The sequence below is a fragment of the Erwinia sp. L03-1 genome (assembly GCF_058686115.1).
The window spans coordinates 4514898-4537872 of record NZ_CM178762.1 but is presented as its reverse complement, the minus strand read 5'-3'; the positions used below and the strand labels follow the sequence as shown (position 1 = coordinate 4537872).

General features: G+C 47.8%; 25 protein-coding genes and 4 tRNA genes. 9 read left to right on the top strand and 20 right to left on the bottom strand.

Annotated features, from left to right (window positions below):
- Nucleotides 1–2 precede the first annotated feature (2 nt).
- The 19 genes from AC4PCC_RS20745 to AC4PCC_RS20655 form a co-directional block, all read right to left on the bottom strand.
- Nucleotides 3–719, bottom strand: a complete 717-nt coding sequence (locus AC4PCC_RS20745; RefSeq protein WP_492125796.1) for a hypothetical protein — start codon at nt 717–719, stop codon at nt 3–5.
- The gene (locus AC4PCC_RS20740; protein WP_492125795.1) at nt 706–3270 is read right to left on the bottom strand and encodes a TcfC E-set like domain-containing protein; all 2565 of its coding nucleotides are present in this window, start codon (nt 3268–3270) and stop codon (nt 706–708) included. The genes AC4PCC_RS20745 and AC4PCC_RS20740 overlap by 14 nt, the downstream gene beginning before the upstream one ends.
- Nucleotides 3271–3286: 16 nt before the next feature.
- Entirely contained in the window at nt 3287–3799 is a 513-nt protein-coding gene (locus tag AC4PCC_RS20735) for a hypothetical protein (RefSeq protein ID WP_492125794.1), read from the bottom strand.
- 49 nt (nt 3800–3848) lie between these two features.
- Complete coding sequence (locus tag AC4PCC_RS20730; RefSeq protein WP_492125793.1) at nt 3849–4385, bottom strand: hypothetical protein; 537 nt, start codon at nt 4383–4385, stop codon at nt 3849–3851.
- A gap of 257 nt (nt 4386–4642) precedes the next feature.
- Entirely contained in the window at nt 4643–5884 is a 1242-nt protein-coding gene (locus AC4PCC_RS20725; protein ID WP_492125792.1) for a TadE/TadG family type IV pilus assembly protein, read from the bottom strand.
- Entirely contained in the window at nt 5860–6222 is a 363-nt protein-coding gene (locus AC4PCC_RS20720; RefSeq protein WP_492125791.1) for a hypothetical protein, read from the bottom strand. The genes AC4PCC_RS20725 and AC4PCC_RS20720 overlap by 25 nt, the downstream gene beginning before the upstream one ends.
- Entirely contained in the window at nt 6222–6800 is a 579-nt protein-coding gene (gene tadF, locus AC4PCC_RS20715) for a tight adherence pilus pseudopilin TadF (protein WP_492125790.1), read from the bottom strand. The genes AC4PCC_RS20720 and tadF overlap by 1 nt, the downstream gene beginning before the upstream one ends.
- Nucleotides 6778–7266, bottom strand: coding sequence for a TadE/TadG family type IV pilus assembly protein (locus AC4PCC_RS20710; RefSeq protein WP_492125789.1), 489 nt, complete (start codon nt 7264–7266; stop codon nt 6778–6780). The genes tadF and AC4PCC_RS20710 overlap by 23 nt, the downstream gene beginning before the upstream one ends.
- The gene (locus AC4PCC_RS20705; protein ID WP_492125788.1) at nt 7266–8000 is read right to left on the bottom strand and encodes a tetratricopeptide repeat protein; all 735 of its coding nucleotides are present in this window, start codon (nt 7998–8000) and stop codon (nt 7266–7268) included. The genes AC4PCC_RS20710 and AC4PCC_RS20705 overlap by 1 nt, the downstream gene beginning before the upstream one ends.
- Complete coding sequence (locus AC4PCC_RS20700; protein WP_492125787.1) at nt 7987–8829, bottom strand: type II secretion system F family protein; 843 nt, start codon at nt 8827–8829, stop codon at nt 7987–7989. Before AC4PCC_RS20700 ends, AC4PCC_RS20705 begins: the two co-directional genes overlap by 14 nt.
- Complete coding sequence (locus tag AC4PCC_RS20695) at nt 8826–9698, bottom strand: type II secretion system F family protein (RefSeq protein WP_492125786.1); 873 nt, start codon at nt 9696–9698, stop codon at nt 8826–8828. Before AC4PCC_RS20695 ends, AC4PCC_RS20700 begins: the two co-directional genes overlap by 4 nt.
- A gap of 3 nt (nt 9699–9701) precedes the next feature.
- The gene (locus tag AC4PCC_RS20690; RefSeq protein WP_492125785.1) at nt 9702–10982 is read right to left on the bottom strand and encodes a TadA family conjugal transfer-associated ATPase; all 1281 of its coding nucleotides are present in this window, start codon (nt 10980–10982) and stop codon (nt 9702–9704) included.
- Nucleotides 10979–11935, bottom strand: a complete 957-nt coding sequence (locus AC4PCC_RS20685; protein ID WP_492127584.1) for a CpaE/TadZ family protein — start codon at nt 11933–11935, stop codon at nt 10979–10981. Before AC4PCC_RS20685 ends, AC4PCC_RS20690 begins: the two co-directional genes overlap by 4 nt.
- A gap of 156 nt (nt 11936–12091) precedes the next feature.
- On the bottom strand, nt 12092–12568 hold the full coding sequence (locus tag AC4PCC_RS20680; RefSeq protein WP_492125784.1) for a hypothetical protein: 477 nt from the start codon (nt 12566–12568) through the stop codon (nt 12092–12094).
- Nucleotides 12565–13935 (bottom strand): type II and III secretion system protein family protein, encoded by a 1371-nt coding sequence (locus AC4PCC_RS20675; RefSeq protein WP_492125783.1) that lies wholly within the window; start codon nt 13933–13935, stop codon nt 12565–12567. The genes AC4PCC_RS20680 and AC4PCC_RS20675 overlap by 4 nt, the downstream gene beginning before the upstream one ends.
- Nucleotides 13932–14789: a hypothetical protein gene (locus AC4PCC_RS20670; protein ID WP_492125782.1), complete on the bottom strand. Its 858-nt coding sequence runs from the start codon at nt 14787–14789 to the stop codon at nt 13932–13934. The genes AC4PCC_RS20675 and AC4PCC_RS20670 overlap by 4 nt, the downstream gene beginning before the upstream one ends.
- Nucleotides 14790–14813: 24 nt before the next feature.
- Nucleotides 14814–15251, bottom strand: coding sequence for an A24 family peptidase (locus tag AC4PCC_RS20665; protein WP_492125781.1), 438 nt, complete (start codon nt 15249–15251; stop codon nt 14814–14816).
- A gap of 83 nt (nt 15252–15334) precedes the next feature.
- Nucleotides 15335–15574, bottom strand: a complete 240-nt coding sequence (locus AC4PCC_RS20660) for a Flp family type IVb pilin (protein ID WP_492125780.1) — start codon at nt 15572–15574, stop codon at nt 15335–15337.
- 142 nt (nt 15575–15716) lie between these two features.
- Complete coding sequence (locus tag AC4PCC_RS20655; RefSeq protein WP_492125779.1) at nt 15717–16259, bottom strand: winged helix-turn-helix domain-containing protein; 543 nt, start codon at nt 16257–16259, stop codon at nt 15717–15719.
- A gap of 614 nt (nt 16260–16873) precedes the next feature.
- Between AC4PCC_RS20655 and murB the strand changes: the two genes are divergently transcribed.
- Nucleotides 16874–17902 carry a UDP-N-acetylmuramate dehydrogenase gene (gene murB, locus AC4PCC_RS20650; RefSeq protein WP_492127583.1) on the top strand — a complete coding sequence of 343 codons (1029 nt, stop codon included), beginning with the start codon at nt 16874–16876 and terminating at the stop codon, nt 17900–17902.
- A complete protein-coding gene (gene birA / locus AC4PCC_RS20645) occupies nt 17899–18861 on the top strand; it encodes a bifunctional biotin--[acetyl-CoA-carboxylase] ligase/biotin operon repressor BirA (RefSeq protein WP_492125778.1) in 963 nt (320 codons plus the stop codon). The genes murB and birA overlap by 4 nt, the downstream gene beginning before the upstream one ends.
- A 26-nt stretch (nt 18862–18887) precedes the next feature.
- Here birA and coaA read toward each other — a convergent pair whose 3' ends face one another.
- A complete protein-coding gene (coaA, locus tag AC4PCC_RS20640; protein ID WP_345829853.1) occupies nt 18888–19838 on the bottom strand; it encodes a type I pantothenate kinase in 951 nt (316 codons plus the stop codon).
- A 317-nt stretch (nt 19839–20155) separates the two neighbouring features.
- Between coaA and AC4PCC_RS20635 the strand changes: the two genes are divergently transcribed.
- The 7 genes from AC4PCC_RS20635 (at nt 20156) to secE (ending at nt 22974) form a co-directional block, all read left to right on the top strand.
- Nucleotides 20156–20422, top strand: coding sequence for a hypothetical protein (locus AC4PCC_RS20635; protein ID WP_492125777.1), 267 nt, complete (start codon nt 20156–20158; stop codon nt 20420–20422).
- 151 nt (nt 20423–20573) lie between these two features.
- A tRNA-Thr gene (locus AC4PCC_RS20630) sits at nt 20574–20649 on the top strand.
- A gap of 12 nt (nt 20650–20661) precedes the next feature.
- A tRNA-Tyr gene (locus AC4PCC_RS20625) sits at nt 20662–20746 on the top strand.
- A 120-nt stretch (nt 20747–20866) separates the two neighbouring features.
- A tRNA-Gly gene (locus tag AC4PCC_RS20620) sits at nt 20867–20941 on the top strand.
- 6 nt (nt 20942–20947) lie between these two features.
- Nucleotides 20948–21023, top strand: a tRNA-Thr gene (locus tag AC4PCC_RS20615).
- 113 nt (nt 21024–21136) lie between these two features.
- Nucleotides 21137–22321 carry an elongation factor Tu gene (gene tuf / locus AC4PCC_RS20610; protein WP_345829854.1) on the top strand — a complete coding sequence of 395 codons (1185 nt, stop codon included), beginning with the start codon at nt 21137–21139 and terminating at the stop codon, nt 22319–22321.
- A 269-nt stretch (nt 22322–22590) separates the two neighbouring features.
- Nucleotides 22591–22974, top strand: coding sequence for a preprotein translocase subunit SecE (gene secE, locus AC4PCC_RS20605; RefSeq protein WP_067710300.1), 384 nt, complete (start codon nt 22591–22593; stop codon nt 22972–22974).
- Nucleotide 22975 lies beyond the last annotated feature (1 nt).

Here is a 22975-nt window from a genome sequence, read left to right as displayed (position 1 = left end):
ATCTATTCCTTATGCTCGCACATATCATAAACCTGCAATTTGCCATCCATCTCAAAGGAAAGATGCCTGCTAACCGTTAGCGATCTTGCGTGATTGGGATAAACGTTAAATGACTTACGGTCCTTGCGCCCATCAATAACCAGGTTACGCAGTTCGCTACGTACATTGCCCGTTGCACTGAGCGTCCATGCATTACCTTTGCAGCTCAGACTAATACCTGCGGTATGTTTGCCAGGTGGTAAATAACGTAGTAAGACGTCATAGCCAACAGCGAAACGCACTTTACCTTTATCAGACTCCTGCTCCGGGTAACTCGGACGGATACGCAGCCGGTATACCGTCTCATATCCGACAGGCTTGAGCGGCAGGATACGAACCTTACGCTCCTCACCATAGGGAACAACGAGTTTAGTCGGTGAGAACAGCAGAGTCGGATCGGCAGTTCCCAACTCTTTAACTCTATTTTCATTGGTGTCTCCCGGATTAGTCACGCGGAAAAGCTCGATGGTGACAAACTCATAGCGCTGGCTATTACTGTCTCCTCCCTGTGCCTCAGTATCAGACGATCTGAATGCCGACTTTACGGTAATAAAGTTATCTCTGGGTCTGTCCTGACGAATATCCTTAACGATTGGGAAAACTTCTATCGCCTGTACGGCAGCAGAAAAAAACAGGATTACGTGACTAATAAAAAACAGTGACCATTTATTCAATTTCACAATTAACCTCACGAATTTGCATTACGCCTTGCATCATTTTTATCTCCTCTTCCATAAGTGGACAGCGATATGTTTGACCCTCTTTCTTTAAGGTCAGAGAGGTCAGTTTTTGCCGGCTTTCGAGCTGGAAATCTCCGATAAAAAACCCTTCCTCATCCGATAAAGCATTTGCACCCACTATTCTGGCGAAGTTTAAAGGACGGCCTGAAAAATAGAGACGACCTGTGACGGTAAGGTTCTGTGTGGCTGCGAGTTTGACATGATAGACCTGGCCCGGCATGGCCCAGGTTGATGTGCTTTTAGTAGTGAGCTCGTAAAAAGCATTATTTTCTGAGGTAAACAACTGCTCGGCTTTCGGCGCGATCTTCTTATATGGCATAATACTCAGCGTAGTTTTCTCACCGCCCTTAACGACGACAGGCTCATTATTGTTGTTTCGGACTTCAAAAAATTGGTCTTCTGCCAGATCCGTCGCATCAATAATAAGCGCTGAATTGCTCTCAACTTTCCCCCAGGCAATTTCACTGTTACCGATTGCGAAACCACTACGCTGAGAGAGATATTGCTGATGATAGGTTGATTCACTGATTGACTGTGAAGCGCCAAAAGAGGTAAATCCAAAGCGATTATTTACTACTGTACCAACGCTGGCATTTGTACTCCCCCGCGGGCCATGATCCAGGCTGGCATTAAGGCTATAATTACTTCCGCGATTAAATTCAGGATTATCAATATTCAGTGCATAGCTTGCGCTGTAAGTGTTGTCATCACTCTCCTCTGTGAGTCTTGTTCGCAGATTAAGAGATTGATAGTGATTATAGCTGCGCTCACGCATGCTCAACGAAAATTGGGTATAGAAGCGATCTTCAATTACGCTGTGGTAAGAATAGCGGCTGGTGAATTCATTAGCACCGTGGTGATAGCCAAGATCTACCCGCAGACTGAGCCGGTCTGCCAGAGGAAAATCACGATTCAGGTTAATATCCCAGTTCTTAAAGGTCGTCTTACTCAGTTGACCATACTCTTGTTTCAGCGTGTTCAGACCATAGCTGATGCTCAGCCCCAGGCTCCCGGGAAGAAAAGTATTAGCGCCAAACTGCATAGAAGTGAAGTCGTAAGCAGGAACAATTGCAAAGCGGCGAAAATCTTCCTTATCGCCATTAAACATGAACTTTCGGTAGCTAAAATTCATACCCATTAGATTAAGATTCTTCATCCATCCAAACTGATAGCCCTGGCTGCCGTCGTCGCCATAGAGACCATCGAAGTAGATGCGTTCCGCCAGCCAATTGTTCACCGGGACATCCAGGCTGACATTACCGTATAAACGGGCATCGTCGACAAGAATCCCCGCGCCGGCTGATAATGCAGAAAGGGTGGTATAAGCCAGTGAGAAATTGGCGAAGTAATGACTATTTAAGGGTAGAGGAGCGTTTTGAAGGCTACAGTTTTTACACTGGTGAGAGAGGCTTGAAGAGATTTCGCTTTTATAGGGGTCATAGCGGCCAAACTCAACAATAAACTCTGTTTCACCCGAGTGGAAAGGACCATTACGTTTGTAAAAAGGCTGCGTTTTTTCTTCATATACTCCATTCATCATCTTAGAGACCAACCGCACCTCGTAGCCTCCGCTCGGCCAGCTACGCGTGTCCAGATGTTGCAGGCCTTCGGGAAACTGTTGTAAATCGATGAGTCTTCCCTGACGATAAACTTCAACGGTTCCGGCCTGCTGTAGGTAGACCGTTACGGGTGAGGCGGCACCGTATCCCGGATTGATGTAATTATCACCTATGCGACCCAGAGCAATGCCGTCAAAGCTAACTGGGTTAAAGAAGCTGTAGGTCATCGAAGGCGTACTGCTGAGCAGGTTGTCGCTAAGTCGCTGACGACCTGACTTAAAGCGTATATTTTCGTGCTCCAGATAAAGTGCAAGCTCTTCTACATTGAAATTGATTTGGCTGGCGTAGCTCCAGGCACCCTTAACATAGCTGTTTCCTGTCAGGTTCAGCACTTCGCTGCTGCTCAGACTGACATTGTCCCCATAAGAGTCAGCAAGATAATTCAAGTTATGGGCATGAACAAAACCGGCGTTGCTTGTATGAGGGATATACCCCTGCTTTAGGATTGGTGAGACTGCGCTAAAAAGATTGCCTGGAAAGATGAGTCGAAGTGAGGAATCTGATTCATTTAGGAGGACGCCAGGCTTGTCGTGAGCAACTTTACCAGGCCCTAATCTCTCCAGCGGCACTGAAAGCAAAGTCAGCAGTGCATCATATGAAATTTTCATGGGCGCATTATCTGGAGCCATAATCTGATCCACCAGTACGCGAGGTGACATAAGCAAAGCCTGTTGAAGATCGTACTCAACGCTGATGGTACCGAGTGAGATATCGCCATAATGGATGTCAAAGATGCCCGTCTGTCTGGCATTGAAAATATCCTCAAATCCCTTCGGTACTGCGGCCGTGGGCGAGGCATTGGCGGCAGTAAAAGGAGATAAAGGTGTCATTGCGTACAATATAATCAGGCAAAGGTGATATTTATTACTCATTATTCCCTGTCCCGAATTAACTTACTGGTGTTATCAGCAAAGTAAATGTGTTTGCGTAGCGTCCTTGGGAGTATTTTTCGGCCAGGAGTTGTGAAGAGAAATTAATCCTGAATCCATTTGCTGATGTAGCCCGACTGATTTGCTCTAATACAGGAATTCGAAGTTTCTGCGTCACGCTATAGGGTTTTTTATCGAAAATGAAATTCCCTGTAAGGTTAATTACACCGCCTCCATCGTCTGTTTTGTTAAGAATAAAATCGCGCTCAGCGAAAATGATCTCGGCTTGTTCAATATTACCGACAAGGTGAAAGAGGTCTGACGTTTTTTCAAACTTCCCCGTAGAGGCGTTAATGGGCAGAGAGAAATCAAACTCGTTACCCTTGAGCGGGGTGTTCTGATAATAAAGGGCGATTTTGGCCAGGGATTCAGCGGAGATATCCATCGAAACCTGCGAACCAGGCAGGCTTAGGGTGGACTGGGACCAAAACACTATTGCCATTGTGAACAGAGCAGCAGGCTTATTTTTCATGGTATTCAGGCAGAGTCAGCCTGAGCCGACCCTGTTCCTCTAAGGAAAATTAAGGTTTAGCGACGACGTTCGCGTATACGGTGCCCTTATACATTCCCTGACCAAGCTGGTCATAGTCCTTATCCGAGACCAGGCGGAAAGTAATGGGCAGCTCGCCATGAGTGTTGTTTGCAACAAGACTATAATCTTTAGTGGTACCAGAGGTCGCAAACACCTGGTTGCCAGCAGAGGTGAGGGTGACGATTTTATACGTCATGCTGGTTAGCGCCTCGCCCTGAGAGCTGAAAAGAGTAAAGGCATCACCGTTGGCAGAATTGCCATCATCCAGGGTAAGTCCTACTTCCAGCTTTTTGACGTCATTATTCCAGAGTTTTAAGGGAGGCGTCTCCACCTCCATTTTACCGGAAGCCGCTGGCTTCATGACGACATCCATATCGGTTATTGGACGCCCACTGGGGTCGGTAATATTAGCGCTGTCGGGGACATTCGCGCTTATATTGAATTTCGTATCATACTTTTCCGGCGTTGCAGCAAATACCGATGTGGAAAATACCAGTGTAGCTAATACATATACTGTTTTTTTCATTAAACTATCCCTTTTAGATAACGACTGTTCCATCATTAATGCAGTGTAATAATGAACATGTAGAAGATTTTAGTGCTGATTAAAAGGTCAAATCCTGTATGGAAGGAAGTATGGAAACTTTCTCTGTATAAGGATTTATTAAGTATGCACCACGTATTCTTATAATTCTTTAGTATTTTTCTCTATTTTTCTTAAATATCATCAGGCATTGGGTTATTTTCTATCTTCAGCAGATTATTTCAGTCCTGTATTAAGTGCTAGTTTTTAATCGTGTTGTGACCCACCTCCTCGAATATCGCACGCCGCAGGCTATCCTCCAGTTGTTCTACGGAATAAGAGTGATAAAAATTCTTGTCTCCCACGCAGCTTTTCCAGTCCACGGTCGGATTATAGCCAATACCCACAAAGGCAATTTTCCCCACTGACTCTTCAGTTGTCAGCGCCTGACGAATACGTTCGCACATTCCGGCAGACATCAACTTTTGCGTTATCTTTATTTGGCCAGGATGGTCATTACCATCGGAGATGATGATGAGTAGTTTGCGCTTACCCGTCCCGGCAGCCAGGGCAGTGGTTCCCAGAAGTACCCCACTACTGATCAGGGTATTACCCGTTGCCGTCATTTCCCGGATCCTCCTGATTTGAGCTATGTCAGACGTCAACGGCACTCTCCAGCTATGGCTTTTAAAAAGGCAAACGTCCGAAGCAACATGACTTAGCGGTATCCGGATATAATTAACGGGATGAGGAATTGCGGCAACGGTCGCAGAATAGTTAATAGCATATTCAAGTTCTTGCGTGGCACCTCGATAAAGTAACCATGGCGATAAAGGATAGTAGGTTACGAAGGGCAAGTCGCATCGGTTACCTACTCGTGAGCCCCAGTCAAAGGGCAGGAAGCCCGCTTTATTCCCCACGTCATAACTATAAAGTTCTGTCACCAGCTTGATTACAATACGCTTTAGTTCGGTTAGTTTACTATTGCCATAGGTGAAGGGGGCATTCATTGAGTTAGAGAAATCCGTAACGAACATCACATCTACACTGGAGAAGAATTTTCTTGCTGCACCGTTATCCCCAATGACCACTTCTTTATCAAAGCTGGGGAAAAGCGATGAGTATAGCCACGAGTTTTGCAAGGTTTTAGCGCTGACGCGATACTCAACGTAGGAAAGGCCATTACTTTTTCCTGATGAAATCTGTATTTCAGGTCGAAATACCGCTTTATCATGGCGCATATAAGCCCGTAGATAATCGCTGGTAAGCGTATAATTTCGTTCCGCTCCCTTACCATTATTTTCAGCTGTCAGCGCGAGTGCGGCCTGCTCCATCGCATCAGAAAGTCGGGCGCGCTCTGTTATATAGCGTGAACCCTCAAGGCCAAATGCTGCCAGGCTAAACAAAAAGCCACCAAGCAGGACAAAGCTAATGGCAAAAGCTCCTTCGCGTTCCTGGCAGAGTCTTCTGACAGGTTTCAGCAGCTTTTCAGACACAGGCATAGTTGTTCCTTATTGATTAAAGGGAGGCGCAGGCTTTCTACTTCACCCTTAAAGCAAATTAAATAGGGTAATTGTGTTGGCCTGAAATGGGAGAGCATCTGACCATCAACATCGTGATGATAATGAACGCCCCCGCGAAAGGCTGGCGCTCGTGGGTTAATATCGTAGATATCCACCTGCAGTTGACTCTGTAAGGTTGGGCTGTAAAACAGCATATGATTGAGGTTTTCAATTAACAGGGAATGGTCCTCCATTGCCGTATCAACAAAAATAACCGCATGCGGTTGTGCGAAAACGAGTGTTGGGAACATCAGCAACAGCCATATTCGTTTTTTCACTATCGCAGCATCACAATGGCAAAAGACGATAATAAAGGCTTCTCTTCGCTGGAGGTCAGACGCGTATACCAACTGGCGGCAGGCAGACAAACGGTGACCTGATAAAGCGGCACCCAGCGACCATAGCTTCCGCGCGGTGCCAGCTGTAACTGCTTATCAAGTCTTTCGGCCGGGTGACACTGCCCGCGACCGGAACCTGCACTCCAACTGTTATAAAGTTTGACCTGCTTACGCGTATCATTAAGTCCGATAGGGTCCACAAAATGGACTTCTTCTACCCTTAGCTGAAGCTCTCTTAAGTCAGCACCGCTATGCATATCACTTAACATACGGCCAGCCAGCTTCGCCGCCGCATTAACGTCCTGTTGCTGAAGTTTTTCACGCCCATCGAATAACTGGATGCGTTCGCGCAGTACGCCTGCTACGGAGTAGGACGTGCGATCAAGCTTGCCGATGGTCGCCTGGCGGATCACCAGATCGGTCAGAAACATCAGAAAGATGAGGAGCACCATTGAGATCAGTACGAATTCGACAGCGACAGATCCACGATGGTCATTACGTAAATTCAGAGCGTTCATATTCCTGAACAAAGATCACCTCCCGATTTAATACATGACTTACCCAATAGCTGGGAAAAGGAAAAAACATTGGTTTATAGCGATATTTGAGCTGATAACGCGCAATGGGGCGTTTTTGATAACTGTCACCGCCGCCGGTATTGACCATATCGGTAATGCTGGCTGCATAACCTATGCTGATTTCAACGGCATTTTCACGCGTCAGAAATCCCCACAGCACGCCCCCCTGTGTCAGAAGGCGTTTTTCAAAGCGAGAGCGGTAGTTCCCCACCAGCTTATTAACAGGGGCGTTTTTGGCCTCTTTAGCCGCTTCAGACACGGCCAAATCAAGTACTGATGAGATATAAGAAAGTCGTGCAGTTTCAGCAATAAAGAACACCAGGAAAAAAAAGGCGCACACGGTCAGCGCGAATTCGATGGTTGCAGAGCCTGACCGGTTGTTTAACAGGCTTAAAAATTTGCGCATTACCCCATACTCCGACCGGTAGTGGTAATCTGCTTCAGAGCCGAAATTAGTTCATCGGGGTGTTGTGACAGATTCTCATTGCGGATAACATCGCGCGCGTAGCGGAAGTCACCCACTTTCACTAGTGACAGCACCAGATTACGCAGGATTCGTTCGTCCTTACGACCCCGCAGATATTGCGGCAGGAGCAGACCGACAGCATCCTGATAGCGGCGGTCCAGAATTGCCACCATCGCCAGATTGTTTAATGCTACGTCATCAGCAATAAAGAGCGCACGTGCCTGCTCGACTGCCTGTTTACCTTCGCTAAGTTTCCCACTTAGCGCCTGCGCCACGCCACGCAAATTCCACGCTTCGGCGTTGTTCTTGTCACGCAGTATCATCTTGTCGGTAACGCGGATAGCCTGAGCGAAATCCCCCAGGGCAATCATGTTCTGAGCCTGCAACTGATACAGGGGCTGACTGGGCTTATTGATCAGCGGTTGTAGGGTATAGAGCGAGGTCTTATAGTCACCGGCTAGATAGTAGTAGCGAGCCAGTTTAATACGTGTTTCAGGATCGTCCTTTTTCTTCAGCCAGCTCCGGTAAAGGTTAATTAACCCACTATAATTTTTTACCCGCAACAAAATATCTTCCTGATAGTTCGCTTCGGTTGTACTGACAGGTTTAGGAGATACACAGCCAATAAGCAGGGTGACAGAGATGAATAATGTAATTTTCTTAAAAAACAGCATCTTTGAAAATCCTTAAAATACCCGGAGCGGCAATTAGAACAATGATTGGGAACATGATGAACAATATGAGGGGAACACTCATGCGTGCGGAGAGTTTGCCGATCTGCTCTTCAGATCTGAGTAGCTGCATCTCACGCATATCGCGAGAAAGCTCAATCAGGTTGTCGTAAAGTGAAGTTCCGTAATGTACGCTCTGCTGTAAGGAGGAACAGAACATCCGCATTTCGGTGAGATCCACCGAACGGTAAAGATCCATCAGCGCTTCCTCCAGTCCACTGACCTCCGCATGTTTGGTGAGCTGCTCCATCAGGCTGGTAAGATTGGGGTCAATATTGTCACTGTGACGGGCAATAAATTTAATGGCGTGCTCTACCGTCATTCCGGCCTGGACGCAAACTGCCAGCAGATCGATTAAATAGGGCAGGGCATCGGTCATTAATTTTCGGCGTGTTGAAAGAGCTGGCTTTTGCAGCAGCGCAGGCGTAACGATAATCACAACCAGTAAGAGCACCATCTGCATTGCGATATCTTTCATTGTAAAGCTGGTGATCCCCAGCATATTTATCAGCAAAACTACTGCGCCAATGCTCGCCAGGATCTTTAGCTTACTGGCCGGGCTTTTATCCAGCCTTTGTAGCATGCTGAGCCAGGGGCTGTTCGCGATAAGAATGCTTTGCAGGTCAAGGGACCCGCTATGAGACTTTTTTATAACAAGGGGTTTATTATCAATCGCCCGTGTGGTTTTTTTTAGCCGGGCTATTCGTCGGCTCGATATCACCAGGGTGGTCATACCCAGTATCAATATCAGCAGATAAACAGGGGTGTTCACAATGCTTTCCTTAGCAATAGCCAGATAATCGTCATGCCGATGGCTTCGCTGGCAAGTACGTAATAGAGGATGATTCGGCCAGTCGGATCGTTAATGATAAAGTCGAAGTTTTCTGGGCTGAAATACTTCATGCCACAGAAGAAAAGTATAGGTATGGCGGCAACAATTTTGGCAGAGGCACGGGCTTCTGACGTCATTGCCATTTTACGTCGTGACATGGTTCTGCTGCTGGTGACGATTCGGTTCAGCCGGCCGATCAACATGCGTAACTGTGCGCCGTGCTGCATGCTAATAATGATGACGGCGGCAAAAAAGTAGAATTCGCGATAGTGGTACTCCCGGCAGGCATCGGCCAGCACTCTTTCGGGCTCTTCGCCCAGATTAAGGCGTCGATCGATGTGCTGAAAGGTTTTACCCAGTGGGCCTCCGATACTGCTTCCACAGCGATGCAGCGCCTGGTGAATACTGTTCCCGGCGGAGACAGAGGCATTAATCGCCGACAGGACTTCTGGGAAGTTAGTCTCAAAGTAGCGTCGCTGTAATGTCCTGCCAATGCTAATTTGTGCAATAACCATTACGGGCAGGCTCACTATCAGTAACCCGGGCAGGCTAAATCCAAACCAGTTACCATTAACGACAATTAACCCCGCAAGCAGACCGAGAGCGACCAGTAAGCCCTTTGCCCCTTTCAGGGTGCGATCTCCCAGGGCAAAATGCTGCCACTCCCCCCAACGCGCCAGCAGATAATGCAGCAACGGCAAATGGATAGCGGCCTGGCGTTTTTTTAGCGCGGTATTACGCAACCTGTTCCAGTTGAGGTGGTTTATAAACAGAATTGCGATACCGATAATGATAATCAGATAAGCCATCACTTATTCCAGCCCGAAAATCTGTTTAAGTTCGGCGCTGAGATCAAACATCGTCGCGTTGCGCATCACCGCCGATCGCATCAACAGGCCATGATTGACAAACTCGCCGCTGATTTTGCCATCTGCTCGCCGCTCGTGATGGGGCTTATAGCTGAAGATGTCCTGTAAAATCACGCGGTCGCCTTCAATACCCATCACTTCACTGATGTTCATGATTTTTCGTGAGCCGTCGTTAAGGCGCGAAACCTGTATCACCAGGTTAATGGCTGACACAATATTGCGTCGGATCGACTCCATAGGAATGTTCATGCCTGCCATCATTACCATGTTTTCAAGACGCGAAATTGCGTCTCGTGGGGTGTTGGCGTGCAGCGTAGACATCGAACCATCGTGACCTGTGTTCATCGCCTGCAACATTTCAAACGTTTCCTCACCGCGACACTCACCCACGATGATGCGATCGGGACGCATCCTTAATGAGTTCACCAGTAAGGCACGCATATTGACCTGCCCGGTATTTTCCAGACCCGCAAGGCGCGTCTCCATACGCAGGACGTGTGGCTGCATTAACCTCAATTCAGCGGCATCTTCCATAGTAATAATGCGTTCGCTGGGATCGATATACTTTGATAATGCATTCAGTAGCGTGGTCTTTCCTGAACCTGTCCCCCCGGAGATAATGATATTTGCCCGACACCGGGTGGCAATAATCATAAAATTAGCCATCTGGCTGCTCATTGCATCAAAGCGAATCAAATCCGCCAGTTCAATATTGCCCTTGCTAAATTTACGAATTGAGATAGAAGTCCCGTCCAGAGCAATAGGTTGAATGGCGACATTAAGACGGCTTCCATCCATCAGTCTTGCATCCACTAAAGGCCGCCCCTCGTCAAGCCGCCTTCCCACTTTCTGTACCAGTCGTTTGGCGATATCAGTTAACTGCTGATTATTGATAAAGCGAGTCGGAGCCAGCTCAAGTTTGCCTTTACGTTCGATGTAGATCTGATTTGGGCCGTTGACTAAAATATCGCTGATATCGTCATCTTCTAAAAGCGCCCGCAGAGGACCCAAGCCCACGATCTCATCTGCCATCAGTTCTGCCATATACAGCTGAGCCTGATGGTCGAGATAGATATTCTTACTGCTAATGACCAGCTCCAGGATGCGGTTCATTTCACCGAGTAGCAACGTGCGGTCCTGCACCAGACTCTCAACCTTATTAACATCAATATTCTCCAGCACCCCCTCCCGGAGGGTTTCCTGTAGTTCCTGGCTGATATTCATTTACCGTATTGTCCTTTCTGATGTAGGCGACTGAAAAATGAACGCCCCTTTTGCGGTTCTTCTCCCAGAATCTTTAGTGCGAGGCGGTCGACCGGCTGAGAATGACGCCCGGAGAATAGGGAAAAAAGCTGTTTTTTGTAGGGGATAACGATGTCGATACTTCTGCCCAGCAGTGACGCAATATCTTCCTTATTGAGCATGTCTTCCGTCACGGGGCGGCTGTCGTTAAGGCACAGAATAAGTCGGCGTGAAAGCTTCCTTGCACGGTTCATCGCCTCAATAATTTCAGTTAGCTGATTAACAACGCGAATTGAGATCATAGATCGATCGAGAATCAACACTATGCAGGCGGACTGTTCAATAATCTGACGCAGCGTCTCTTTACTCGCCGTGTTGATAGCCTGCTCAAAGAGTACGAAGTTATATTTGCGGAAGATTTCCTGAGTCAGGTCGGGCATGGCCGATTCTGCAGCGGCCATGATGTCGAGATTCCTGCTGTGCGTGACCACGTCCTTTAACAGCTTTTTATCCGCGATTAAATCCAGATCCTGAGATGCAGCAGTACCCTGAATCAGCAGTGTGGGCATCTGGCGAAATTGAACCACGCGGTTGGCCAGCTGCCATGCCAGGGTCGTATTACCAACCCCCCCTTTGCAGCCCAGGATACTTATAGTGCTGGCGTTGCGAACAATATGGGGTGTTGACTTACTTATGATCGCCTGAGTCAGCGCTTCACGTTGTAAAGTGAAGTGAAAATAGTGAATGCCCTGGTCAGCAAAGGACTGCGCCAGCGAAATCGAGTCACTATCGCCCACGACACAGCACCATACACTACGAGGGATAATGGCCAGAAGTAAGCGGATCAGCCTCTCATAATCGCTTTCGGCAGCAATATCAACGATTACGCCACAGGCATTTTCTGGTATCGAGACATGGCGAATATCACCGAGCATCTTGTCCACACTTTCTACCTGCTGAAAGCCCGTCAGGCGTAGCAGCTGGGCCAGCTGAGTACTCCTTTCAGACTGAGGGGACAGGACATAAAAAGGTTTTTCCTCGCCCGCGGACTTACCTTCCTTTTGCGGAAATAGCAGCATATGTCGTGCTCCTCAGAAGAAGTACTTTTCAGGATTAATCAGCGATGAGCTGAGGGTATTATTCAGGGCGCAGCCGGCGTCTATAGCTGAGGAGAAATGCCAGTCCTGGCTGGCATAATTGCATTCCGGCAAACGCAGACGAATGCTCTCTATCTGAATTTCAATACCCTTGGCGGTTCGTGGGCGAAAACCGCCACGGTCCATCTTCAGTACGACCCTTTCCAGAGGGATCCCTTTGGACATGAGCAGGTTACGTAATATTTGTGCCGTTGGCGTAAAGGCGGCATCTGACCAGGTCAATCTAATAAGGCCATTAAAGTCAGTGCCGACGAAATCCATCACCTGACCGACAGCTATTTCACTGGCTATCTGGCTGTGACTGCTCAGGCTGAGATAGTGTTCAGTTATTTGCGGCAAGTTATTGCCCGCAGCCATGGACGAAGCCGTTAATCCGAATTGCAGCAATAGCAGCAGGTAAACGCGTTTCATTTAATAAACCCTCCCTTTTCTAAAAATTCCTCAGCCATTTTTCGATTGCGGTGATCCTGGATGCCATCAAAATTAAGAAAGCGAGACAGTGTTGAAGTGCGCTGGAAGTCGGGTAAGGTGACCTCACGGGTGGTGACGGGTTTCACCAGATTTACCGTAGCAACCACTACCAATTCGCCCTGTGTGCGCTCTGTTTTGGCATTGCGAAAAAGTGCGCCCAAAAGTGGGACATCACCGATAAACGGCAGGCGGGCAAGTTCTTCTCGTTCGTTACTGCTGATTAGCCCGCCCAGAAGGAAGCTTTCACCATCGGCAAGTTCAACGGTGGTTCTGGCCCGACGGGTCTGGAAAGTAGGAAAAGACATACCCGCACTGGAGGTGTAGGTGGAATCCACGCTGCTCACTTCCTCACCCAGGGTGATGCGTATACGTTTGCTACTGCTAACCCTGGCACCCACGTTCAGTTTTATACCGAACTCTTTATAGCTTACGGAGGTACCGTTGCTGGAACTGGTCACAATGGGGACTTCGCCGCCGACCAGGAAATCCGCCGTTTCGCCGGACATGACAGAAAGGTTGGGCTCTGCCAGAATTCGGGCAACGGAGTCATTACGGATAGCATGGACCAGGCTGCTGAGCGTATCGGCACTGAACTTTATAAATCGAAAGGTGCCTGGCGTGATATCAGGGTTGCTCACGCTGATGCTGCCCCAATCTATACCTACGTTATCAGTAAAGGTCTTGGTGACCTCCACAACCGACAATTTAACGTTGACCTGATTTGTCACAGGTAAACGCAGATTATTGATAATAGTTGGGTAGACCACTTCTTTGAGCCAGTCAGGAGGCTCGTTACCACCGTCAGACTGCTTTTTATTAACTTCACGCTCAGCACTTAAGCCTTCACCAACAATTTGGTAAACCCGGTCTTTATCTTCTTCTGTGGTTACCGTGCCGCTAAGCACATAAATTTGCCCTAACTTTTGCAGAGTGACCCTGCTGTCCGGGAAGACGTCGAGAATACGTTTTTGTACCGCCCCCAACATGGGATCGACGATAAGCGTGATCTTAAGTAAGGGATCACCTGACTTACCCAGCACATTCAGATCGGACCGCCCATTTTCCTTTGCATAGACGATCAGGCTGGTGTCGCTAACGATTTCATAATCAGCGACTTTCGGGGAAGACAAAAAAAGGGTGCCTATGCTTTCACCGACACTGACTAGTTGAGAATCACCCGGCTCCATGTAGATTTCACCCGCATTAACGCTATGTGAGATAATGACAGCGGTTGCGAACGCGAGTATCTTAAAAAGAGCACGCGAGAAAAATTGGGCTACCGGAAAGAGAATATGATGAAATCTCAATTTTTCCCCCTTAGTTCCCGCACGGTTCTAAAACTTGGCAGTATGTCGGATAATTGTGTCCTTTTATCGGACATGTGTGCTGAACCTTTGGTTAGAGAAATTAAGATCTCCCCAGATTTCTCTACGGTTCTGAGCGTTGCCATTTGTTCAGCATCGACGCGAACGATGACTTCGCCAGCAATATCACTGTTGCGAAAGTTTTCATCAGAAGAATTATCATATTTTTTTATATCAATGACGTCGATAGAGGACATTAACGGCTGGGTGAAATATTTCGGTACATCAGAACTTATTGCCGTGCTCATCCCATCAGCAGCAGCAGCCTGGCTTGCTACTGCTCTGCTATTATTACTATCTTTAGCACGGAGAATAAGGGTGATTTTTTGCCCCACTTTTAATGTCGCCAGTATAAATCCATCATCAACATTGACCTTGATCGCATACGGCGTTTCGTCATCCCTTAGACTTCGTTGAATGAACTCAGGGCTGCGGGGAGATATTGCCATTTCAGGTGAGATAATGCTTCCTTCGGCAATGTTTTCCTGGATGAGATACCCACTGAGATTGGCTATAACTTCTGAAGGAAATCCGCGATCATTTTTCGCATCTTCATGAACCTCAATTTCTTTTATTTTGTAATCTGAAAGTGACAATAAGTCATGAGGTTTAAGATCTCGTGTTGCCTGAGCGAGAAACGTTATCCTTTTTTCAGGTGCGGGCACAGGTGCGGGCACAGGTACGGGCACAGGTACGGATACAGAATTTTCCATGGCTGGCTTTGCAGGGGGTTTATATTGAAGAAGTATACCTGCCACCCCAACGATGATAACAATTAAGGAAATAAAAAAAAGCATTCTATGGTTCATTGATAAGCTCTTTTAATAAATGGCGTGCGTAGTCGGGTAAATGAGAGCAAATGCCAGTGAAATGGCGACTGCATAAGGAACACCATTGCTGATAACATTTTTACGGAACCCTATCAGGCCAGTTATTGCTACCAGCCCCCCCAAAAAGAGGGTGGTGAGTATAAATGTTACTACGGTAGCATTGGAAAAGGATAAAGAAAGCACGGTTAACAGCTTCACATCTCCTCCACCTATAACGTTAGAAATAAAGAGGATAAACAAAATGATAAAGACGCTAAATGCAGCGAAAATATTGGGTATTTCCCCCTGCATAAGCGTCATAAAAACAATCAAAAAAACCAAAAAAATAAGACTGGTATGGCTGATGATACGAGTTGTGATATCCTTCAAGGAGATATAAAGCAAAAGCAATGCGACCAAAATGTAAATTACTTTAATCAAATATTCCACGAAGGTGCTCTTATTAATGTTGTTTTTAATACTGCTGCAGAACTCTGTTCCGCAGCAGTTGAATAAGATCCGTCCCGCGTAGATTAACCGCCGGATGGTTTGGTGACAGTAACGCTATTAATAGCATCAGCGATCTTAGCGAAGGTATTTTTCAGGGCGCCAAGGAACCCTGAGTCTTGATTACCGAGAACGAGGGCCAGAAGTGTCGCCATGGCCACCCCAATAAGTGCGTATTCAATTGCGGTAACGCCACGTTTATCTTTTGCCAGCTGCTCTAAGCGCAGGGAAGAAAAAACGTAGGCCTGGATAAAAAAATTTTTCATGAAACTTTCCTTAATTAAATGCCTAACCCTGGCAACAGGGTGTAATGTGTATTATCCGAAACTCACTCGTTGAGAGCCGATGCATTACACAAGAGTTAGTTAATCGTGTCCTTATCGAAATCATATTTAAATTCATTTTGATTCAATTTCCCTTAGTAATAAGATATCGAAAGACAACGACGGTTAACGTTGCCAGCCAGCACACTGCGATCACCGCTAAGGCAGAGAAAAGTCTGTCAAGATTTCTACGGGACTGAATGCCTTTTTTATCTTTGTCTACAAAAGATAAAGCTTGAGATGATGAGGTTAAGAACTTCGCAGTGTGAACTTCAGTATCATTCATATTTATTACGTTATCTTCTGCATCGCAATTTGAAGTGCTTACTTTCCCAATGTATTTTACGCCTCTGCGCGGGATGGTTTTAATCAGAGAGCCAGGCAGTCCGACGAGCTCAAAAGATTTTCTAAGTGAGTGGATTTGCCCATAATAACTGCTATCACTCACCACGCCTCGCTGTTCATGCCAGATCTGGTTAATGATTGTCTGCTTATTACTCTCACCCTCAAGCAAAAGTTTTAAGAAACGATAGCTATTTTCAGACAAATTGACGGTTTTTCCACTATCGCTGACCAAAAGCCCCTTCTCTGGGATAAACTGAATATTTTCATCCAACAGATAAATCATATCCTTTCCCTGGTTAAGATTTTTTATTTCTCTTACACACTCACTGTGTGGAGATGTAACGCTGATGAAATCATGTCACACTAAAGGTGACTATTATATAGTGCAGGGTAAATAGACGCATCTTATTAATGCTTGAAAAGCATTAATGGGCTTAACGCTTTGTTCAGTAAGCAGTAACAGCCTGCCTTAAAAGGACTACTAAGATATTGCAAGGATTTCTTAAGTGCTTTAATTTATGGGGTGTTATATAAGGCATTTTCTTATTGGTTTAAAAGATAAGTAATCATTTCTATGCTGGTGGTGATTAACGAAAGATAGATTACGTCCTTTCTATGGGTTGGGGTCTGCTGGAGTTCTGGGGGGTATTTTTATTCCCGTCTTATCAGACCGAGTAACCTAAAGTAATTTATATAAACATATTTACATACATCTTTATTTTTGGCATTCGTTAGCAAACTTGCACAAGATAGCATGTGGCTAATGACAGAGGGGATAACGAGGTTTGTGTTGCACTCTCGTCTGTATTAACCTGGACAACGGAAATTCCTGCCAGACTTGACAGGAATCGGTTACACTCCTGGCAGATAAATACCTGGGAAAGCAGAATGTCAACGCTGGATAGCACCTTAAAACCCTGGAACACATTTCAACTTGAAGCGCGGGCCGCTGAGGTTAATGTGATAAGCAGTCCGCATGAGTTGCTGCATTACTGGCAAGAAAGCAGGCGTCTGAATCAACCTCTGCTCCTGCTTGGAGAAGGCAGTAATGTACTTTTCCTTGAAGATTTTGCTGGTAGGGTGCTCATTAATCGTATCAAAGGTATCCATATTGCTGAGGATGCGCTGGCCTGGCATCTGCATATTGGTGCAGGTGAAAACTGGCATCAGCTCGTCGTACACCTGCTGAGTTCAGGCATTCCCGGCCTGGAAAATTTGGCAATGATCCCTGGGTGTGTCGGCTCGTCCCCGATTCAAAATATCGGTGCTTACGGCGTCGAGCTGAGCCAGGTTTGTGAATACGTGGATGTACTGAATTTTTCATCCGGTAAAACTGAGCGTATTTCCGCAGCAGACTGCCTGTTTGGCTATCGGGACAGCATCTTTAAGCATCATTACCAGACGGGTTACGCGATAGTTGCCGTTGGTCTGCTGTTACCTAAAAACTGGGTTCCCGTGCTGAGCTATGGCGATCTTGCTAACCTGGAGAGTACAACGGTCCAGCCCCAGCAGATTTTTGACGGGGTATGCAGAATGCGCAGCAGTAAACTGCCAGACCCTAAAAAAACCGGGAATGCTGGAAGCTTCTTTAAGAATCCAGTCGTCACGGCTGAGATTGCCCTGGCGATTAAAAGCCACTATCCCCAGGCCCCGGCTTATTCCCTGGAAGACGGTAATTTTAAACTGGCCGCAGGCTGGCTGATTGATCGTTGTGATCTTAAAGGATATCGGGTCGGTGGCGCTGCTGTGCACAGTCAGCAGGCTTTGGTATTAATTAATGAGAATAATGCCTCAGCGAATGACGTTGTCGCGTTAGCGCGCGAGGTTCGTCAGCGCGTGGGTCAGAAATTTAATGTATGGCTTGAGCCAGAGGTCCGCTTTATCGCTGCTGACGGTGAAAAAGATGCTATCGGAGTGATTTCATGAAGGATAATACCGTACCCCTCACACTGGTAAGCATCCTGGCCGACGGAGAATTCCACTCAGGCGAGCAACTCGGTGAGCGCCTTGGGATGAGCCGTGCAGCTATCAATAAGCATATACAGACGCTGAGAGACTGGGGGATAGACGTTTTTACCGTCACCGGTAAAGGCTATAGCCTGGCGGCTCCTGTTCAGCTTCTGGATGAAAAGGTCATCATGTCTCAGCTCGATCAGGGCAGGCTGGCCGTTATCCCCGTTATTGATTCCACCAACCAGTATCTACTGGACAGGATGCCCACTCTGCAACCGGGAGATGCCTGCGTTGCCGAATATCAGCAGGCCGGAAGAGGGCGCCGTGGAAGGCAGTGGTTTTCTCCCTTCGGGTCTAACCTCTATCTCTCTATGTACTGGTGTCTGGAGCAGGGGCCCGTAGCGGCAATGGGCCTGAGCCTGGTCATCGGCATTGTCACCGCCGAAGTCTTACGCGCGCTGGGTGCAAGTGACGTAAGGGTGAAGTGGCCGAATGACCTCTACCTTAACGATCGTAAACTTGCGGGTATTCTGGTCGAACTGACAGGTAAAACCGGAGATTCCGCCCATATCGTGATAGGTACCGGCATCAATCTTGCCATGCGAATGCCCGATACTGACGTTGTGAATCAGGGCTGGATTAACCTGGAAGAAGCTGGCGTCGCCATCGATCGGAATAAACTGGCAGCCACCCTGGTCAATAAAACCAGAGAGTCACTTCAGCTCTTTGAACGAGAGGGACTGGCACCTTTTATCGATCGCTGGAGTACGCTGGATAACTTTATCGATCGGCCGATTAAATTATTGATTGGCGATCGGGAAATTCTGGGTATCGCCCGTGGCATTGATCAGCAGGGCGGACTGATTCTCGAGCAGGATGGCGTCAGAAAATCCTGGGTAGGCGGGGAGATCTCCTTACGGCCACAGAATTAGTAAGGTGTGGGGCGTCGCCCCACTCTTCATTTCCTTAAACTGACCAGATCGACCGCATGATTCATGCTTTTGGTCATAATCAGGCTGGCCCGCTCACGGGTAGGCAGGATATTTTCCTTGAGATTCATCAGGTTGATCTCCTCCCACAGCTGAGTGGCGATGCCCACGGCTTCTTCTTCTGAAAGTTTGGCATAGTTATGGAAATAGGAGTCGGGATCGGTAAAAGCGCCCTGACGAAACTTAAGGAAACGGTTGATATACCAGTTTCGTAGCAGATCTTCCGGTGCATCGACATAAATGGAAAAATCCACAAAGTCCGAAACAAAGACGTGATGGGGATCGTGCGGATAATCCATCCCGCTTTGTAGTACATTCAGACCTTCGAGAATAAGAATATCCGGCTGCTGTACAACTTTATCCCCTTCCGGGATCACGTCATAAATCAAATGGGAATAAACAGGTGCAGTCACCTGAAAGGCGCCTGACTTCAAATCAGAAACAAAATTAACCAGCCGATGCATATCGTAAGACTGCGGAAACCCCTTTTTCTTCATCAGTCCCCGTTCTTTCAACACCTCATTAGGATGTAAAAAGCCATCGGTGGTGATCAGCTCAACGCGTCGGTGTTCAGGCCAGCGGCTCAGCAGGGCCTGTAGCACGCGAGCGGTGGTGCTTTTACCCACGGCAACGCTGCCGGCAATACTGATTATGTAAGGGATCTTCTGTCCGTTTGTCCCTAAAAACTGCTCAAGAACGGCCTGGCGACGCAGGTTAGAGCTGATATAGAAATTCAGAAGGCGGGAAAGGGGAAGATAGATTTCCGCTACTTCCTCAAGAGACAGGTCTTCGTTTATCCCTTTTAGCCGGGCAATCTCCGCTTCGCTCAGGGTCATCGGCACTGAATCACGCAGTGCCGCCCACTGGGCGCGGTTAAATTGCAGGTAAGGTGTGGTTAGCAACGATTCTTTTTTACTCATATGCATGCTTCTGCCAGCAAGAATTTACCTGTCGTGACGATAAAATACCCGATGAATTACGCTTGCCGCGTCTTCATGCTCACAAACCAGGGAAAATTTCAGAAAACAATGGGCAGGAGGTTAACACCCCAGGGGCACTAACCAGAAGGTAAAAATAAGCCCGCCCGCCGCAAACGTAACGGCACCCGCAATTTTCAAAGAAACCGCTGGCGTTTGGTGAGCGAACCTGACTTACCGTAGAGCATACATAGAGAGAGACGGTAAGCGATAGCCTGCTGACTACCTATGCTCATCCACGCGCTGACAGGCCGCACACTTTGTTTTCCTCCTACCTCTACTGTTCTCCGCTGACAGGCGTCTCCTTTATCTGTTCACTACATCTGTTCACCACCATGTTCATTCACGACCGCCGTATGACGATAAACCGCATCATTAGCCTCGCCAGCCTCGCCAGCCTCGCCAGCCTCGCCTGTGACGTGACCAGTCCCATTCACCTCTTCTCAAGCGAAAAGAACGAAAGTTTTCTGTCCGCAGCGAAAGAACTTACCCTGCGACAGGATAAGGGGTGTAATCCCGGCGCCTAAAAAAACAGCCTGGCGGTGATTCTTTGCACGAAAAACTCTGCCACGGCACCTGATTTGCGAAGAATTGCACAAATAACAGGCATTAGAACAAATATCGCAATTTTTTTGTTGCATAGATCGGCCGGTCTTCCTAGAATGCGCGTCACTTGATGCCGGCTTAGCTCAGTTGGTAGAGCAACTGACTTGTAATCAGTAGGTCACCAGTTCGATTCCGGTAGCCGGCACCATCAAGTACCCCAGGTGGGATTCCCGAGCGGCCAAAGGGAGCAGACTGTAAATCTGCCGTCATCGACTTCGAAGGTTCGAATCCTTCTCCCACCACCATTTCAGACTGAGCACAAGCACAGTCGGAGTCATCAAGCGTAAGCGGGTTGACTAGGGTAATAAGAAGCTTTTCTTATTATTCACAAGCTACAGACAGAACAGGTAGCCGAGTTCCAGGATGCGGGCATCGTATAATGGCTATTACCTCAGCCTTCCAAGCTGATGATGCGGGTTCGATTCCCGCTGCCCGCTCCAAGCCGTGCTGATATGGCTCAGTTGGTAGAGCGCACCCTTGGTAAGGGTGAGGTCCCCAGTTCGACTCTGGGTATCAGCACCACTTCTACATCTCCCTCCCTGATTCTTCTCTGTGCGTTAAAATTCAACAGTTCAGGCAATGCCTGGTTGATGTGGTGATATCACCGATTTATCCGTGTCTTAGAGGGACAAGCGATGTCTAAAGAAAAATTTGAACGTTCCAAACCGCACGTCAACGTTGGTACTATCGGCCACGTTGACCACGGTAAAACTACCCTGACTGCAGCTATCACTACCGTTCTGGCTAAAACCTACGGCGGTTCTGCACGCGCGTTCGATCAGATCGATAACGCGCCAGAAGAAAAAGCACGTGGTATCACCATCAACACCTCTCACGTTGAATATGACACCCCGACTCGCCACTACGCGCACGTTGACTGCCCGGGCCACGCCGACTATGTGAAAAACATGATCACCGGTGCTGCCCAGATGGACGGCGCGATTCTGGTTGTTGCTGCGACTGACGGCCCAATGCCTCAGACCCGTGAGCACATCCTGCTGGGTCGTCAGGTTGGCGTTCCTTTCATCATCGTGTTCATGAACAAGTGTGACATGGTTGATGACGAAGAGCTGCTGGAACTGGTTGAAATGGAAGTTCGTGAACTTCTGTCTGCCTACGACTTCCCTGGTGATGACCTGCCAATCGTTCGCGGTTCTGCACTGAAAGCACTGCAGGGCGAAGCTGAGTGGGAAGCTAAGATCATTGAGCTGGCTGAGCATCTGGATAACTACATCCCAGAGCCAGAGCGCGCAATTGACAAGCCGTTCCTGCTGCCAATCGAAGACGTATTCTCCATCTCCGGCCGTGGTACCGTTGTTACCGGTCGTGTAGAGCGCGGTATCGTTAAAGTCGGTGAAGAAGTTGAAATCGTAGGTATCAAAGATACCGTGAAATCAACCTGTACCGGCGTTGAAATGTTCCGTAAGCTGCTTGACGAAGGTCGTGCGGGCGAGAACTGTGGTATCCTGCTGCGCGGTATCAAGCGCGAAGATATCCAGCGTGGTCAGGTTCTGGCTAAGCCAGGCTCAATCAAGCCACACACCAAATTTGAGTCAGAAGTTTATATTCTGTCCAAAGATGAAGGCGGCCGTCATACTCCGTTCTTCAAAGGCTACCGTCCACAGTTCTACTTCCGTACAACTGACGTGACCGGTACCATTGAACTGCCAGAAGGCGTTGAGATGGTTATGCCTGGTGACAACATTCAGATGATTGTTACCCTGATCCACCCAATCGCAATGGATGACGGCCTGCGTTTCGCCATCCGTGAAGGTGGTCGTACCGTTGGTGCGGGTGTTGTTGCTAAAGTTATTGCCTAATCGCTGATAATATTTGACGCAACACACATGAAAAGGGCATCATTTGATGCCCTTTTTGTACGCTGTAACATAGAACCTGACTCATCAGTGATTTTCAGCCATAATCATTGCTGAGACAGGCTCTGTAGCACGGCGTTAAACCCATCAGTTTCACGTCGCGGCTTGAAAAATGAAGGGATATGCCGGGTTTCGCCTAACAGCATCATTCGGTTCGGTTGCCTCGTTTTACGGGGCAAAATAGTTTCTGATATATTGTGGCAGGTTGGTTTATGAGTGCTAATACCGAAGCTCAAGGGAGCGGACGCGGCCTGGAAGCGGTAAAATGGTTAGTGGTGGCGCTACTGCTTATCGTGGCTATCGTCGGCAACTACTATTATCGTGAGGTCATGCTGCCGCTGCGAGCGCTGGCCGTTGTTGTATTGATTGCTGTTGCTGGCGGCATCGCTTTGCTAACGGCGAAAGGCAAGTCTACGCTGGCATTTGCCCGTGAAGCGCGCACCGAAGTTCGCAAGGTCATTTGGCCGACTCGCCAGGAAACGTTGCACACCACGTTAATCGTTGCCGCGGTTACCGCCGTGATGTCACTGATTTTGTGGGGACTGGATGGTATTCTGGTCCGTCTGGTATCGTTTATCACTGGCCTGAGGTTCTGAG